We start from the raw sequence: 15388 nt of genomic DNA, 5'->3' as shown, positions 1-15388 counted from the left end.
CTGCCGCCGATGGCGCGCAGCCGCGCCGCACATGGCCTGACCGCGGCGGCCGCCGAGGGGCGGTTCGCGTTGCAATGCTGCGCCGAATGCGGCGCGGTGCAGTATCCGCCGCGCGATGCCTGTTCCTCCTGTCTTTCGACGGACCTCCCGTGGCGGGATGTCTCGCCCAAGGGCCGGCTCATCGCCGAAACCCGCATCCGCGCCACCACCAGCCTGTATTTCCGCGACCGCCTGCCTTGGCGCACCGGCACTGTGCAGCTTGACGTGGGGCCCTCGGTGATCTGCCACGTGCATGGCGATTGCGAGAAGGGCGCGCGGGTGGTGCTGCTGAACCGGCTCGACCGCGCCGGACAGGGGGTGCTGATCGCGGTGCCCGAGGAAAGGACGCAGAACATGCAGGACGATCCGCAATTGCGCGCGATGACCTCCGATCCCAAGCACCGCCGGGTGCTGATCACCGACGGGCGCAATCCCAATGCGCCCGCATTGGCCAAGGCGCTGCTGGGCGCGGGCGCGGCGGCGGTTTTCGTCGGCGAGGGCGAGAAATGGCGCCCCTATCCCGAGCGCGCCGCGCTGGAGGCGCTGGGGGTGGAGTTCCTGCCGCTCGACGTCACTGACACATCCTCGGTGGGTCGCATGGCCGCGGAATATGGCGGCAAGGTTGATATCCTGATCAACAACGCCCGCTTCATCCGCCCCGGCGGCGTGCTGGCACGCGGCGATACCGGCTTTGCCCGCGACGAGATCGAGGTGAATTACCTCGGGCTGATGCGGCTGGCGCAGGGGTTTGGCCCGGCGATGTGTGGCCGCACCGGCGACGGGGTCAATTCCGCCGTCGCCTGGGTCAATATCCTTGCTGCAACATCGCTCTCCAACAGTCCGGAAATGGGGTGTTTTTCCGCCTCGCAAGCCGCCGCGCGGGCGCTCAGCCAAAGCCTGCGAGGCGAATTTCGCGCCGCCGGCCTGCGGGTGATGAACACCTATGTCGGCCCGACCGAGGATGACTGGCACCAGCCCCTGCCGCCGCCCAAGGTCACGCCGAATGCGCTGGCGCGCGATGTGATCGCGGGACTGCAGAACGGGCTGGAAGATGTTTATTGCGGCGATGTGGCAAAGGACATGGCCGAGAAATTCAGGCGTGATCCCAAGGTGCTGGAACGTGAAATGACCATGGGAGGTGAAGCATGACATCGCCCCTTGCCACCCTTGCCCTCGCGCTCTCCTCCGGCGCGGTCGAGGTGATCGACCTCACCCACAGGCTCGACCCGGATTTCCCGGTGATCGTGCTGCCGCCCGAGTTCGGCCAATGCGCCCGCTTCCGCATGGAAGAGATCAGCGCCTATGACCATCGCGGCCCGGCGTGGAAATGGCACAACATCACAATGTCGGAACACACCGGCACCCATTTCGACGCGCCCTGCCACTGGGTCTCGGGGCGCGATCTGCCGCAATCGGCGGTGGACGAGATCCCGGTCGACCGTTTTGTCGGCCCGGTGGTGGTGATCGACTGTTCGGCGCAATCGGCACAGGACCCCGATTTCCTGATGACGCCCGAACATATCGCGGCCTGGGAACGGGAGCACGGACAGATCCCAGAGGATGCCTGGGTGCTGATGCGCAGTGACTGGTCCAAAAAATCCGGCGCCGCCTACCTCAACATGCAGGACGACGGACCGCATTCGCCCGGCCCCGCACCCGAGGCGATCCGGTTTCTGATCGAGCACCGCGCCATTCGCGGTTTCGGCACCGAAACCGTGGGCACTGATGCCGGTCAGGGAATGCACCTGAGCCCGCCCTACCCGGCGCATTTCCTGCTGCACGGGGCCGGGAAATACGGGCTGCAATGCCTCTGCGGCCTCGACCGGCTGCCGCCGACCGGCGCGGTGCTGATGGCCGCGCCGCTCAAGATCCGCAACGGCACCGGCAGCCCGCTCCGGGTGCTGGCAATGATCGAAAAGGGCACCGCATGACCGGGTATACCGCCGTCATCACCGGCGCCTCCAAGGGGATCGGCGCCGACCTGGCCCAACGCCTGCTGGAGCGGGGCTATCGCGTCATTTCGATTGCCCGGCACGACCCGGAGTTCACCCACGACAACCTCGCCAGCGTTCGCTGCGACCTGCTCGACGCAAAGGCGGTGGCGCAGGCCGCCGCCGGGATCGCGGCAGAGCACGAGGTGACGCACCTGATCCACAACGCCGGGCTGATCTGGCCGAACCTGCTGGAAGAGACCAGGCCCGAGGATCTGCTGGGGCTGACCCAGATCCACCTTGGCAGCGCGCTGACCTTGTTGCAGGCGTTTCTGCCGGCGATGAAGGCCGCAGGCTTTGGGCGCGTCGTCTTCAACGGCTCGCGCGCCGCGCTTGGTGTGCCGACCCGCACCGCCTATTCCGCGACCAAGGCCGGCATGATCGGCATGGCCCGCACCTGGGCGCTGGAACTGGCGCCGCACGGGATCACCGTCAACGTGGTCGCCCCCGGCCCGGTGCGCACCGATAATTTCTGGGGCATCATCGAGAAGGACAGCGAACAGGAGGCCGCGCTGGCCGCCCGAATCCCCGTCGGGCGGCTGGGCGAGGTGCGCGACATCTCCAACGCTTTCCTGTTCTTCTGCGATCCCGAGAACGGGTTTGCCACCGGTCAGACACTTTATGTGTGCGGCGGCGCCAGCATCGGCACGCTGCAGTTGTAGCCACAGAAAAACAGGAGCCGCCCGCCCGACTGGACATTTGCGTTTGTTAACCCGTGCCTTGAAGATGAACAAAAAACCAACCTGAAACAGGAGAGGAAAAGACAATGAAAATGAAGAGCCTGATCACCACCCTGGCCGCCGGCGTCACCGCCGCGGGGCTGGCCGCCGGCGCCGCCCTGGCCCAGACTGAATTGACTTATTCGTCCTGGATTCCCTGGACCCATCCGGTCAACACCAACATCTACATTCCCTGGATGGAGGGCATCGAAAAGGACAGCGAGGGGCGCATCACCTTCAAGCGCCTGCCAAAGCCGGTCGCCTCGCCGCCGGGCCATTTCGACGCGGTGCGCACCGGACAGGCCGATGTCGGCTTTACCGTGCACGGCTATGCGCGCAAACGTTTCGCCGCCTATCTCTTTGCCGAGACGCCGTTTCTGGGCGACCGGGCCGAGACCACCTCGATCGCGCTGCAGCGCACCCATGACAAGTTTCTCGCCGACAAGGGGTTCTACGAGGGCGTCCACCTGATCGGGATGAACATGCATGGCCCGGGCCAGGTGCACCACTCCAAGAAACACATCCTGACCCCCGCCGACATGGAGGGTCAGAAGATGCGCACCGGCGGTCCGATCCCGCTGGCCATCGTCGAGGGCTGGGGCGGCGTCTCGATCCGCCAGCCTTCGCCCAAGTCCTATGAGATCCTGTCCGCGGGCATCGCCGACGGCATCCTGTTCCCCTATGAAAGCGTCACCAGCTTCAACCTGACCGATCTGGTGCCCTATTCCACCAACCTGCCCGGCGGCTGGTACTCCTCCAGCCACTTCCTGATCATGAACCAGGCCAAGTACGATGCCCTGGCGCCCGAGGACAAGGCGGTGGTCGACAAGTGGTCCGGCGAGGCCTTTGCCAAGCTGGCCGGTCAGGGCTGGGACCGGATCAACGACAAGGGGCTCGAGGACGTGCTGGCCAATGGCAACAAGGTCGTCGAAGCCTCGGACGAGCTGATCGCGGCGGTCGAGGAATTGAACAAGGGGTTCCTCGAAACTTACTACGCGAGCGCCGCCGAGGTGGGAGTCGATGGCAAGGAGATGCTTGCGTACTTCAAGTCCCAGGTCGCCGAGCTCTCGGCCCAATAAGCGCCACGGGGAGAGCCTGAATTGGACCTGAAATCCACCTACGGGACCGCGGATCATATCCGCGGTCTCACCCCGCTGGCCGGGCTTTTGTCGCGCATCGCGTGCCTGCTGCTCTTTGCCATGATGCTGTTCACCTTTGCCGATGTGGTCGGGCGCTATTTCTTCGCCAGCCCCCTGCCCGCGGCCTATGAGATCGTCTCGCTGATGATGCCCGCGATCATTTTCTGCGCCCTGCCGCTCACCGTTCTGCGCGAGGGGCATGTCACCGTCGATCTGCTCGATTCGATCGTCCCCCGCGCCGCCGCCCGGGTGCAGGCCGTGGTCGTGCATCTGGCGTCCGCCGCGGCGCTGGCGCTGATTTCCTGGCGGCTGGTGATCCGCTCGATGGACCAGCTTACCTATGAGGAGGTCACCGACGAACTGTTCCTGGAGCTCTGGCCCTTCAGTGCGGTGATGGCCACGCTGTGCGCAATCGCCGCGCTCGCGGCGCTGGCAAATGCCATTCTGAGCCTGACCGGCCGCAAGGCCTGGGGGTAGGACAGACATGACCGAAGCATTGATCGGCCTCGCCGTCCTCCTCGTCCTGGCCTTCCTGCGCATTCCCATCGCCTTTGTCATGGCGCTGGTCGGATTCGCCGGCATGGCCTGGGTCAACAGCCCCACTGCGGCGCTCTACAACGTTGGCCAGACCGCCTTTGACGCCGCCATAAATTATGAACTGTCGGTGGTGCCGCTGTTCGTCCTGATGGGCAATTTCGTCGCCCGCGCGCATCTCGCGGCCGAGCTTTACAACGCCTCCAACGCATTTCTCGGCCACCGCAAGGGTGGCCTCGCGATGGCCACCGTGGTGGCCTGTGGCGGATTCTCGGCGATCTGCGGATCGTCTCTGGCCACCGCCGCCACCATGTCCAAGGTCGCCATGCCCTCGATGCGCCGCTTCGGCTATGCGGATTCTCTGGCCACCGGCTCCATCGCCGCGGGCGGCACGCTGGGCATCCTGATCCCGCCCTCGGTCCTGCTGGTGATCTACGGCATCCTCACCCAGCAGAGCATCGGAAAGCTCTTTGCCGCCGGCATCCTGCCGGGGGTGATCGGCGTGCTCTTCTACCTCTTCGCGGTGCGCTACGTGACCTGGCGCCGCCCCGAGGCCGGACCGGCGGGCGAACGGCAGGACTGGCCGCAGCGCATGCGCGCGCTGTCCTCGGTCTGGGGGGTGATCCTGCTCTTCGCCCTCGTCATGGGTGGCATCTATGGCGGCGTGTTCAGCCCGACCGAGGCCGCCGGGATCGGTGCCATGGGCGCATTCGCCTTCGCGCTGCTGCGCGGCGCGCTGACCTGGCAGGTGCTTTGGGAAATCCTCGAGGAGAGCGTGGCAACCACCGCGATGCTCTTTGCGGTGTTGATCGGCGCGCTGCTGTTCGCCAATTTCATCAACTTCACCGATTTCCCGCAGGCGCTGGTGCGCATCGCGATGCAGTTCCAGGATACCCCCTGGCTGGTGATCGCGGCGATCCTGGTGATCTACATCCTTCTGGGCTGCGTGTTCGAGAGCATGTCGATGATCCTGCTCACCGTGCCGATCTTCTACCCGCTGATCCTGCAGCTCGGCTATGATCCGATCTGGTTCGGCATCGTGGTGGTGGTGGTGACCGAGATCAGCCTGATCACCCCGCCGGTGGGGCTCAACGTCTTCGTGCTGCGCGGGGTGCTGCCCGACGTGAGCACCGGCACCATCTTCAAGGGGGTCACGCCATTCTGGGTGGCCGATATCTTCCGGCTGACGCTGATCGTCGTGGTGCCGTGGATATCGACCTGGCTGGCCGTCTATGTGGCCTGAGCCCGCCTTATCCGGCGAGGGAAAAGCCCACGGCGCCAAGCGCGCCCATGGTGACATCCACCTGCCGCACCCCCGGGTCCAGCACCCGGAGCGGCAGGTGGGTGCCGCACATCACCACCATGCCGGGCGTCAGCGTCAATCCGCGCGCGGCCAGGTGTCCGATCAGCCAGGCCACAGCGTCGCCCGGGTGCTGCGGTGCGGCACCAGTGGCCTGCGCCGCCCGTTCGCCGTCCAGATCCAACGCCACCTCCAGCCCGTCGAGGTCCAGCGCATCTGGCGCGACACGCCCCGCGCCCAGCACGATGCCGGCGTTGAACACGTTCAGCGCGATGGCCTGGGCCAGCGACACCTCGGGCATCGGGATGCCGCGCTGGTCGATCAGTTCGATCGCCGGGCGGAAACACGCGATCGCGGCCATCGCCCCGGCCCGGTCCACCGGACCGCTGAGCGTTTCCACCCCCGGCCCCATCACCGCGGCGATCTCTGGCTCGATGCTGACCGCCTCGAACCCGGAAATGGACAAAACCGCCCCGGAATCGTACATTTCAGCGGTGAATATCCGGGCCGAGACCGGCTCGGACACGCCGAAATGCGCCATCTGCGGCGCTCCGTTCACCGCCAGCTTGTAGCCGCCCACCGGCATCCCGACGGCCGCGACATAACCATTCTGAACCGCATAGGCTGTCTCTGGCGACACGCCGTCCAGATCCTGGGGAATCTCGAACCGGCGCAGATCCCTGCGCGCCTCAGCCATCGCCTTAACTGTCGCACTCAACCCATTGTTCATTATACTATTCTCCCAGATTTTCGCATTTCCTGTCCCGCCCATGTTGACGCCCACGCGCAGCGAAATCTAGGCTGAACCGTCATTTCCGGAGGCTCCATGACCGATCCCGAAGCAAAACCCCGCAAACTGCGTTCCCGCGTGACCACCGACGGGCTCGATCGTGTCCCGCACCGCGCCTTCTATCGCGGCCAGGGGCTCGACGACGATGCCATCTCGCGCCCGATGATCGGCGTGATGAGCACCGCCGGCGAAACCTCGCCCTGCAACGCCAACCTCGGGGATCAGGCCGCGCATGCCTATCGCGGCGTGCAGGAGGCGGGCGGAACCCCCCGGGAATTCACGACAATTTCCGTCTCGGACGGGTTTTCGATGAACCATCAGGGCATGAAGAACTCGCTGATGTCGCGCGAGGTGATCGCGGATTCCATCGAACTGGTGATGCGCGGCCACGCCTATGACGGTCTGGTCGGATACGGCGGCTGCGACAAGAACCTGCCGGCGATCATCATGGCGATGGTGCGGCTCAACGCGCCCTCGGTCTTTGTCTATGGCGGCTCGACCCTGCCGGGGCAGTACAAGGGCAGGACGATCAGCATCCTCGACGCCTACGAGGGCGCCGGCGCGGTGATGACCGGCGAGATGGACCAGAAGACCCTGGACGAGATGGAGCGCGCCGCAATGCCCACCATCGGCGCCTGCCCCGGCCAGTTCACCGCCAACACCATGGGCATGGTCTCCGAGGTGCTGGGCATCGCGCCGCTTGGCTCCTCGCTGATCCCGGCGGTCTATTCCGAACGCGCTGCGCTGGGGCGAAAGGCGGGCAAGCTGGTGATGCAGATCCTGGAAAACGGCGGTCCGCTGCCGCGCGACCTGATCACCCGCGAGAGCATCGAGAATGCCTGTGCCATCGTCGCCGCCACCGGCGGATCGACCAACGCAGGCATGCATCTTTCGGCGATCGCGCATGAGGCCGGGATCGCGTTCACCATGGACGATGTGGGCGCGGTGTTCGAACGCACGCCGCTGATCGGCAACCTGCGCCCCGGCGGGCAATATTACGCGCTGGACGTGCACCGGCTGGGCGGGGTGGCGATGATCGTCAAGGAGCTGATCGCCAGCGGCCACATGCACGGGGACACCCTGACCCTGACCGGCCAGACCCTGGCCGAGGCGGTGGCCGAGGCCCCCGCCCCGGATGGCGAGGTGATCTTTCCCGTCTCCAACGCGCGCGACAGTTCCGGTGGGGTGATCGTGCTGAAAGGCAATCTCGCGCCGCAGGGCGCCTTCATCAAGGTAGCCGGGCTGAAGACCCGGCTGCACGAGGGGCCCGCGCGCGTGTTTGAAAGCGAAGAGGAGTGCATGGCCGCCGTGCGCAAACGCGATTACGCCGAGGGCGATGTCATCATCATCCGCAACGAGGGGCCAAAGGGAGGCCCCGGCATGCGCGAGATGCTGGGACCGACGGCGGTGATCTATGGCCAGGGCATGGGCGAAAAGGTGGCGCTGGTCACCGATGGCCGGTTCTCCGGCGCGACCCGGGGCATGTGCATCGGCTATCTCTCGCCCGAGGCCGGCGATGGCGGGCCGCTGGCGCTGGTCGAGACCGGCGACCTCATCCGCATCGACACGCTGGAGGCGCGGGCCATCGACCTTCTGGTCGATGAGGATACGCTGGACAAACGCCGCGCCGCGCTGGCGGCGCGCCCGCCCCGCCGCCTCGCTGGGGTGCATGAGAAATACGCGGCGCAGGTGCAAAGCGCCTTTTACGGCGCGGTGACCCATTCGGGCGCCGCCGACTGGCCGATGGATGGGCTCGACGATGAATAACCCGCGACTGGGATACCTTGGCACCGGGCTGATGGGCGGACCGATGGTGCTCAACCTGCTCAAGGCGGGCTACGAGGTGACGGTGTGGAACCGTACCGCGTCAAAATGCGACGCGGCGGTCGCCGCCGGGGCGCGGCGCGCGACCAGCCCGGCGGAGCTGGCGCAGCAAAGCGACGCGGTGATGGCCTGCCTGACCAATGCGTCGGCGGTCGAGGCGGTGCTGTTCGGCGCGGATGGCGTGGCCGGGGTGACGGGACCGACGCTCTTCGTCGATTTCTCATCGATGGACCCGGAGCAGACAGGCATCTTTGCCGACCGGCTGCGCGCAGCCAACGGCATGGGCTGGGTCGATGCACCGGTCTCCGGCGGCACCCCGGCGGCGACCAGCGGCGCGCTGACCATCATGGCCGGCGGCACCGAGTCCGATTTCGCCCTGGCCGAACCGCTGATGGCGCCGCTGGCGCAGCGGGTCACCCACATGGGCCCCGCCGGGGCCGGACAGATGACCAAGCTTGTGAACCAGATCATCTCGGGCTGCACCATGGCGGTGGTGGCCGAGGCGGTGCAGTTCGCCAAGGCCAAGGGCGTCGATGCCACCCGTCTGACCGAGGCGCTGGCGGGCGGGTTCGCCGATTCCAAGCCGTTCCAATTGCTGGCGCCGCGCATGGCGGCAGAGAATTTCGCGGATCCGCTGGGCACGGTGGCGATGATGTTGAAGGATCTCGACACCGTGGCCGAGGTTGGCGAGGGAAGCGCGGCGCTGCCGATGACCGAGACCGCCCGCGCGCTGATGCGCACCGCCTGCGACCAGGGTCACGCGCAGGACGATATCTCGACCATCGTGCTCACGCTCAAGGGGCTGGCATGACCTGCATCGGCATGATCGTGCCGCCCGCCGCCGGCGCGGTCCCACCCGAGCCACCGCAGCTTTATCCCGATATCGACTTCTTATCGGTTGGGCTCGGCATTCCCGAGGTGACGCCGGAGGGGTTCAACCAGGTGATCGGGCGCCTGTCGGATCTGGCCGGGGAGCTGCGGGCGCAGGGGGCCGAGGCGATCTCGCTCATGGGCACGTCGCTGAGCTTTTATCGCGGGCCGGAGGGCAATGCCGAGGTGCTGGAGGCGCTGCGCGCGGGCGGCGGCGTGCCGGCGACCACGATGACCGACTCGGTGCTCGAGGCACTCGCCGCGGTGGGCGCAAGACGGGTGGCGGTCGGCACCGCCTATACAGAGCCGGTGAACGCGGCGCTCACCCGCTACCTGACCGCAAGCGGGTACGAGGTGACGGCGCTGGAGGCGATGCACCTGCAAACGGTCGAGGAGGTCTTTGCCACCAGTGACGCCGATCTGATTGCACTTGGACACCGGGCGGTCTCGGCCGCACCCGGGGCCGATTGCCTTTTCATCTCCTGCGGCGGGCTGCACACCCTGCCGGTGATCCCGGCGCTGGAGGCCGCGCATGGCCTTCCGGTGATCTCCAGCGCCACCGCCGGCGCCTGGGGGGCGGCGCGGCTGGCGGGGCATTCCGGACGCTCGCCAGGGCATGGCCGGCTGTTTGGGATCTAACCGCGCGCCCCGACCCCAAGAAAATCAACGCCTTGCAGAAAAATATTTCGCGCGCGAAACAGGTAACACAGGTAAACCTCTGTTTACGAACATTAAATCATGAAAACAAGCCCAGCCGAAACAGCCGGACCCGTCTTCTTCTCTTTGTCAAATTCTCCCGCCGGAGGCGGTCCCGACCTCAGCCGGCCGGCGCCGCGCTGGCGATACGCGCGGTCGCTTCGATCTCCAGCAGCGCGCCATCCTCGACCAGGTCGGAAATCACCAGCAGCGACATCGCCGGGAAATGCCGACCAAAGACCCGGCGGTAGGCGGCACCGATCTGGGCCTGGTTGGCCATGTATTCGGCCTTGTCCTTCACGAACCAGGTCAGCCGTACCACGTCCGAGGCGGTGCCGCCGGCGGCCTCGACCACCGCTACGATATTGGCCAGCGCCTGTTCCATCTGGCCGATGAAATCGGCGGCCTCGAAGACCTGATCGGCGGTCCAGCCGACCTGCCCGCCCACGTAGAGCGTCCCGTCCGCGGCCAGCATGCCGTTGGAATAGCCCTTGGCCGGTGCCCATCCCTCGGGCTGAATTACCTTGTGCGTCATGTTGTGCCTTTCCATTCTGTCTCAGGTCACCCGCGAGCGGGTTTGGTATTTCTCGTCGCGCCACAGCTCGTTGCCGATCACATCTTCGATGATCCCGGCGGCGGCGGCGACGTCTTCCTCGTCGATGTAAAGCGGCGTGAAGCCAAAGCGCATGATGTCGGGCGCGCGGAAATCTCCGATCACGCCGCGGTCGATCAGCGCCTGAATCGCCGCATAGCCATGTTCGAACCGGAACGAGACCTGGCTGCCCCGGATCGCGCCATCGCGCGGGGTGGCGAGGGTGAGCTGCGGACAGCGCGCCTCGACCTCGGCGATGAAGCGATCGGTCAGCGCCAGAGAGGCGGCGCGCAGATCGGCCATGTCCACCCCGTCCCAGGCGGTCAGCGCCTGTTGCAGCACCGCCAGTTGCAGGATCGGCGGCGTGCCCACCCGCAGCCGTTCGGTCGACATCGCCGGGCGATAGTGCCGCTCCATCGCAAACGGCGCATCGTGCCCCAGCCAGCCCGAGAGCGCGGGCTGCACCTGCTCGACGATGTCCGGACGCACATAGATGAAGGCTGGCGCGCCGGGGCCGCCGTTGAGATACTTGTAGGAGCAGCCGACCGCGAATTCGCAGCCGCTGCCGGCCAGGTCCACCGGCACCGCGCCGGCACTATGGGCCAGATCCCAGAGCATCACCGCACCCGACGAATGTGCTCTTTCGGTGATCGCCTGCATGTCGTGCATGCGGCCGGTGCGGTAATCCACATGGGTCAGCATCACCACCGCCACCTCCTCGGTGATGGCCTCGGCCACCGCCTCGGGATCCGGCGTGCGCAGCTCGTAGCCCTGCCCCAGCAGCCCGACCAGCCCCTCGGCCATGTAGAGATCCGAGGGGAAATTGCCGTTGTCGGACAGGATCACCTTGCGGTCTGGACGCATCTTCAGCGCCGCCGCCAATGCCTGGTACACCTTGATCGAAAGCGTGTCGCCAGTGGCGACGCTGCCCGCGGGCGCGCCGACCAACTGGCCGATCCGGTCGCCGACCACGCGCGGCAGCTCCATCCAGCCCGCTGAATTCCAGGCCTTGATCAGCTCGCCGCCCCATTCGGCGCGCATCACCGCGCCGACGCGCTCCACCGCGCCCTTGGGCAGCGGCCCCAGCGAGTTTCCGTCGAGATAAATCACGCCCTCGGGCAGATCGAAGAGATCCTTTCGGGGTAAAGTCGATTGGCTCATTGTCACAATTCTCCGCGCAAGTGCCAAAGTTCGGGAAACAGCTCAACGTCCAGCATCCGACGCAGATACTGAACCCCCGAGGTGCCGCCGGTACCACGTTTGAAACCGATCACCCGTTCCACCGTGGTGACATGGTTGAACCGCCAGCGGCGGAAGTAATCCTCCAGATCGACCAGCTTTTCGGCCAGTTCGTAAAGCGTCCACCACTGGTCGACGTTCTCATAGACCTGTTTCCACTTGGCCTGAACCTCGGGCAATGCCTTGTGCGGCTGATCCAGTTGCGGCGCCGGAACCTGCGCGTCCGGCCCGTCGATGGTGGTGAAGAGAAGCCGGATCACGTCATCGTAGAAACTGGGCCGCGCCAGTTCCCCGATCAGCATCTTCTGGACCTCAGGCACATGCGCGTGCGGCTTGACCATGTTGGGATTCCGGTTGCCGAGAATGTATTCGATCATCCGGTACTGGTAGGATTGAAACCCCGAAGACGGCCCCAGCGCCTCGCGGAACCTTGTGTAATCGGCCGGCGTCATGGTGCGCAGCACGTCCCAGGCATTGTTGAGCTGCTCAAAGATGCGGCTGACCCGCGCCAGCATCTTGAACGCCTTGGGCATGGCGCCGGAATTCATCGCGTCGCGCGCCGCCGTCATCTCGTGGATCGCCAGCTTCATCCACAACTCGCTGGTCTGGTGCTGGATGACGAAGAGCATCTCGTCATGGGCGCCGCTCAGCGGGCGTTGCTGGTCCAGCAGCGCGTCGAGGCCGAGGTAATCGCCATAGGACATGGCGTCGGCAAAGCTCATCCGGGCGCCCTCGGCGCCGGGATCATAGGCCGATCCGGTCATTCTTCGTCCCTCAGTCTGAAGCGTTGGATCTTGCCCGTCTCGGTCTTTGGCAGGTCCTTGGTGAACACCACCGAGCGCGGATATTTATAGGGCGCGATCACCGCCTTGACGTGATCCTGCAAGAGCTTGACCATCATCTCACCCGGCACATGGCCCGCGCCGAGCACCACATGCGCCTCGACGATCTGGCCGCGCGCCTCGTCCGGCGCCCCGATCACCGCGCATTCGGCCACCGCCGGATGCGCCAGCAGCGCCGCCTCGACCTCGGGCCCGGCGATGTTGTAGCCCGCCGAAAGGATGATGTCGTCGTTGCGCGCGGCAAAGTGGAAATAGCCGTCCTCGTCCTGCACGAAGGCATCACCGGTCACGTTCCAGCCGCCCTGCACATAGTCGGTCTGCCGTTGCCCGCCGAGGTAGCGGCAGCCGGTCGGCCCGCGCACCGAAAGTCGGCCGACCTCGCCGCGCGGCAGTTCCTGCCCGTCCTCGCCGATCACCCGCGCCTCGTACCCCGCCACCGGCTTGCCGGTGCAGGCCGGCCTGTGATCGTCGAACCGGTTGGTGATGAAGATATGCAGCATCTCGGTCGCGCCGATCCCGTCGAGCATCGGCTTGCCGGTCTTCTCGATCCAGGCGTCATAGACCGGCCCCGGAAGGGTCTCGCCGGCCGAGACCGCCGCCCGCAATGACGACAGGTCGGCCCCCTCCTCCATCGCTGTGAGCATGGCGCGATAGGCGGTCGGCGCGGTGAAACAGACGGTCGCCTTATAGGTCTCGATGATCTCGATCATGTTGGGCGGCGTGGCGTTCTCGAGCAGCGTCGCCGCCGCCCCGAAGCGCAGCGGAAAGATCGCCAGCCCGCCGAGGCCGAAGGTAAAGGCCAGCGGCGGCGATCCGATGAAGATATCCTCGGGCGTGACGTTCAGCACCTCGCGCGCGTAGCCGTCGGCGATGATCAGCAGATCGCGGTGGAAATGCATCGTGCCCTTGGGCTCTCCGGTGGAGCCGGAGGTGAATCCGATCAGCGCCACGTCGTCCTGCGCGGTGTCCACCGCGTCGAATTTCACCGGCTTCTGCAGCGCCAGCCGGTCCAGCTCGGCGTCGTGGTTCGAGGTGCCGTCAAAGCCCACCACGGTTTCCAGCACGTCGCTGTCCTTGGCGCAGGCGATCATCTCTTCCATCAGCCGCGTATCGCAGAGCGCATGGGTAATCTGCCCCTTGTCGACGTATTTCGCCAGTTCGCCGGCGCGCAGCATCGGCATGGTGTTGATCACCACCGCGCCCACCTTGGTCGCAGCCAGCCAGCAGGCCACCATGGCCGGGTTGTTGGCTGAGCGGATCAGCACCCGGTTGCCCGGCTTCACCCCCAGATCGTCAACCAGCGCATGCGCCAGCCGGTTGGTCCAGTCGGATAATTCCTTGTAGGTGCGCCGCCGCCCGTTGCCGATCAATGCGATATGGTCGCCAAAGCCCTTTTCGACCATGGCGTCGGTCATCTCCACCCCCGCGTTCAGCCGGTCGGGGTAATCGAACCCGTCCAGCAGCAGATCGGGCCAGGTCTCCGGCGCCGGCAGGTTGTCGCGGGTGAATGTATCTGTATGGGCCGATGGTCTGAGCATGTCTCTTACCTCTCCTGAATGGCGCCGGGATCCGCCGTCTGTCGCAGCTTGGCCCCGGCCCTGTCGTTTCCCGGACCTAGCCCTGCCGGAACGCCCCCAGCGTCTGGCGGGCGATCACCACCCGCTGCACGTCCGAGGCGCCCTCGTAAATGCGCAACGCACGGATCTCGCGATAGAGTTTTTCCACCGCCTCGCCCGAGCGCACCCCGTCGCCGCCGTGCAACTGCACCGCCTTGTCGATCACCTGCTGCGCCTGGTCGGTGGCGAACAGCTTGGCCATCGCCGCCTCTCGGGTGACGCGCGGCGCGCCGCGGTCCTTGGTCCAGGCGGCGCGGTAGCCCAGCAGGGCGGCCGCCTCCACCTCGAGCGCCAGGTCGGCGATATGCCCCTGCACCATCTGCAGGTCAAAGAGCGGCGCCCCCTGCACGCTGCGCGAGGTCACCCTTTGCAACGCCTCGTCCAGCGCCCGGCGGGCGAACCCCAGCGCGGCGGCGGCGACGGTGGAGCGGAACACGTCCAGCACCGACATCGCGATCTTGAAGCCGGCCCCCGCCTCGCCCAGAAGCGCGCTGACCGGGACGCGGCAATCGGTGAACCGCAGCGTGGCCAGCGGGTGCGGCGCGATCACCTCCAGCCGCTCGGCAATCTCCAGTCCGGCCGTGTCGGCCGGCACGATGAAGGCCGACAACCCCTTGGCACCGGGCGCCTCGCCGGTACGGGCGAAGACGGTATAAACATCGGCGATGCCGCCGTTCGAGATCCAGGTCTTCTCGCCGTTCAGCACGTAGTGATCGCCGTCCCGCGTCGCGGTCATGGTCGAATTGGCCACGTCCGAGCCCGAGGCCGGTTCGGTCAGCGCAAAGGCCGAGATCGCCTTGCCGGCCCGGGTTTGCGTCAGCCATTCACCGCGCTGGGCCGGCGTGCCGAACAGCGAGATCGCCCCGGTGCCCAGCCCCTGCATCGCAAAGGCGAAATCGGCCAGCCCGTCATGGCGCGCCAGCGTCTCTCGGATGATGCAAAGGCTGCGCACGTCCAGCCCGGCGCCGGTTTCGGGATCGACGGCGGAATGGGTCAGGAACCCGGCCGCGCCCAGCCCGGTGACCAGCGCGCGGCAGGCGGCGTCGGTGTCGGAATGGTCGATGGCGGACAGATGCGACTGCGCCCAGTTCTCCAATGCGTCGGCCAGCGCCTTGTGGCGCGGCTCGAAAAACGGCCAGTCCAGAAAACTGCGGTCGGACATTTGCGCCCCTCCCCTTCTTCTCGTTTCAAATACTC

Annotated in this window: 15 protein-coding genes; 9 read left to right on the top strand and 6 right to left on the bottom strand. The window is 66.3% G+C overall.

Features of this window, described 5'->3' with window-relative positions; translation table 11 throughout:
- From P1U75_RS01915 to P1U75_RS01890, 6 genes are all read left to right on the top strand, one after another.
- Positions 1-1188, top strand: a 1188-nt coding sequence (locus P1U75_RS01915; RefSeq protein WP_300239121.1) for an SDR family NAD(P)-dependent oxidoreductase, incomplete at its 5' end; no start/stop codon positions are given.
- Entirely contained in the window at positions 1185-1970 is a 786-nt protein-coding gene (locus tag P1U75_RS01910) for a cyclase family protein (RefSeq protein WP_300239118.1), read from the top strand. The genes P1U75_RS01915 and P1U75_RS01910, both read left to right, overlap by 4 nt.
- Positions 1967-2692, top strand: a complete 726-nt coding sequence (locus P1U75_RS01905) for an SDR family oxidoreductase (protein WP_300239116.1) — start codon at positions 1967-1969, stop codon at positions 2690-2692. The genes P1U75_RS01910 and P1U75_RS01905 overlap by 4 nt, the downstream gene beginning before the upstream one ends.
- Before the next feature lie 104 nt (positions 2693-2796).
- A complete protein-coding gene (locus tag P1U75_RS01900; RefSeq protein ID WP_300239114.1) occupies positions 2797-3828 on the top strand; it encodes a TRAP transporter substrate-binding protein in 1032 nt (343 codons plus the stop codon).
- A gap of 21 nt (positions 3829-3849) precedes the next feature.
- On the top strand, positions 3850-4365 hold the full coding sequence (locus P1U75_RS01895; protein ID WP_300239111.1) for a TRAP transporter small permease: 516 nt from the start codon (positions 3850-3852) through the stop codon (positions 4363-4365).
- A 7-nt stretch (positions 4366-4372) separates the two neighbouring features.
- Positions 4373-5665: a TRAP transporter large permease gene (locus tag P1U75_RS01890; RefSeq protein WP_300239109.1), complete on the top strand. Its 1293-nt coding sequence runs from the start codon at positions 4373-4375 to the stop codon at positions 5663-5665.
- Between the two features lie 7 nt (positions 5666-5672).
- On the opposite strand, the gene P1U75_RS01885 is transcribed toward P1U75_RS01890, so the two are convergent.
- The gene (locus P1U75_RS01885) at positions 5673-6440 is read right to left on the bottom strand and encodes a fumarylacetoacetate hydrolase family protein (protein ID WP_300239106.1); all 768 of its coding nucleotides are present in this window, start codon (positions 6438-6440) and stop codon (positions 5673-5675) included.
- 108 nt (positions 6441-6548) lie between these two features.
- Here P1U75_RS01885 and ilvD point away from each other — a divergent pair, with 108 nt between their 5' ends.
- The 3 genes from ilvD to P1U75_RS01870 are packed head-to-tail and all read left to right on the top strand — an operon-like array spanning position 6549 to position 9845.
- The gene (ilvD, locus tag P1U75_RS01880) at positions 6549-8279 is read left to right on the top strand and encodes a dihydroxy-acid dehydratase (RefSeq protein ID WP_300239103.1); all 1731 of its coding nucleotides are present in this window, start codon (positions 6549-6551) and stop codon (positions 8277-8279) included.
- Positions 8272-9147: an NAD(P)-dependent oxidoreductase gene (locus P1U75_RS01875; RefSeq protein ID WP_300239101.1), complete on the top strand. Its 876-nt coding sequence runs from the start codon at positions 8272-8274 to the stop codon at positions 9145-9147. The genes ilvD and P1U75_RS01875 overlap by 8 nt, the downstream gene beginning before the upstream one ends.
- Positions 9144-9845 (top strand): aspartate/glutamate racemase family protein, encoded by a 702-nt coding sequence (locus P1U75_RS01870; protein ID WP_300239099.1) that lies wholly within the window; start codon positions 9144-9146, stop codon positions 9843-9845. Before P1U75_RS01875 ends, P1U75_RS01870 begins: the two co-directional genes overlap by 4 nt.
- 178 nt (positions 9846-10023) lie before the next feature.
- On the opposite strand, the gene P1U75_RS01865 is transcribed toward P1U75_RS01870, so the two are convergent.
- The 5 genes from P1U75_RS01865 to P1U75_RS01845 form a co-directional block, all read right to left on the bottom strand.
- Complete coding sequence (locus P1U75_RS01865; RefSeq protein ID WP_300239097.1) at positions 10024-10437, bottom strand: RidA family protein; 414 nt, start codon at positions 10435-10437, stop codon at positions 10024-10026.
- Between the two features lie 21 nt (positions 10438-10458).
- A complete protein-coding gene (gene kynU, locus P1U75_RS01860) occupies positions 10459-11655 on the bottom strand; it encodes a kynureninase (protein ID WP_300239094.1) in 1197 nt (398 codons plus the stop codon).
- 2 nt (positions 11656-11657) lie between these two features.
- Positions 11658-12497, bottom strand: a complete 840-nt coding sequence (locus tag P1U75_RS01855; protein WP_300239091.1) for a tryptophan 2,3-dioxygenase family protein — start codon at positions 12495-12497, stop codon at positions 11658-11660.
- Positions 12494-14113 (bottom strand): AMP-binding protein, encoded by a 1620-nt coding sequence (locus P1U75_RS01850; RefSeq protein WP_300239089.1) that lies wholly within the window; start codon positions 14111-14113, stop codon positions 12494-12496. Before P1U75_RS01850 ends, P1U75_RS01855 begins: the two co-directional genes overlap by 4 nt.
- Before the next feature lie 76 nt (positions 14114-14189).
- Complete coding sequence (locus tag P1U75_RS01845) at positions 14190-15353, bottom strand: acyl-CoA dehydrogenase family protein (RefSeq protein WP_300239085.1); 1164 nt, start codon at positions 15351-15353, stop codon at positions 14190-14192.
- Positions 15354-15388 lie beyond the last annotated feature (35 nt).

It is taken from the genome of Antarcticimicrobium sp. (genome assembly GCF_029212575.1).
Lineage (GTDB): Bacteria > Pseudomonadota > Alphaproteobacteria > Rhodobacterales > Rhodobacteraceae > Antarcticimicrobium.
This window is presented reverse-complemented; position numbering and strand designations above follow the sequence as displayed.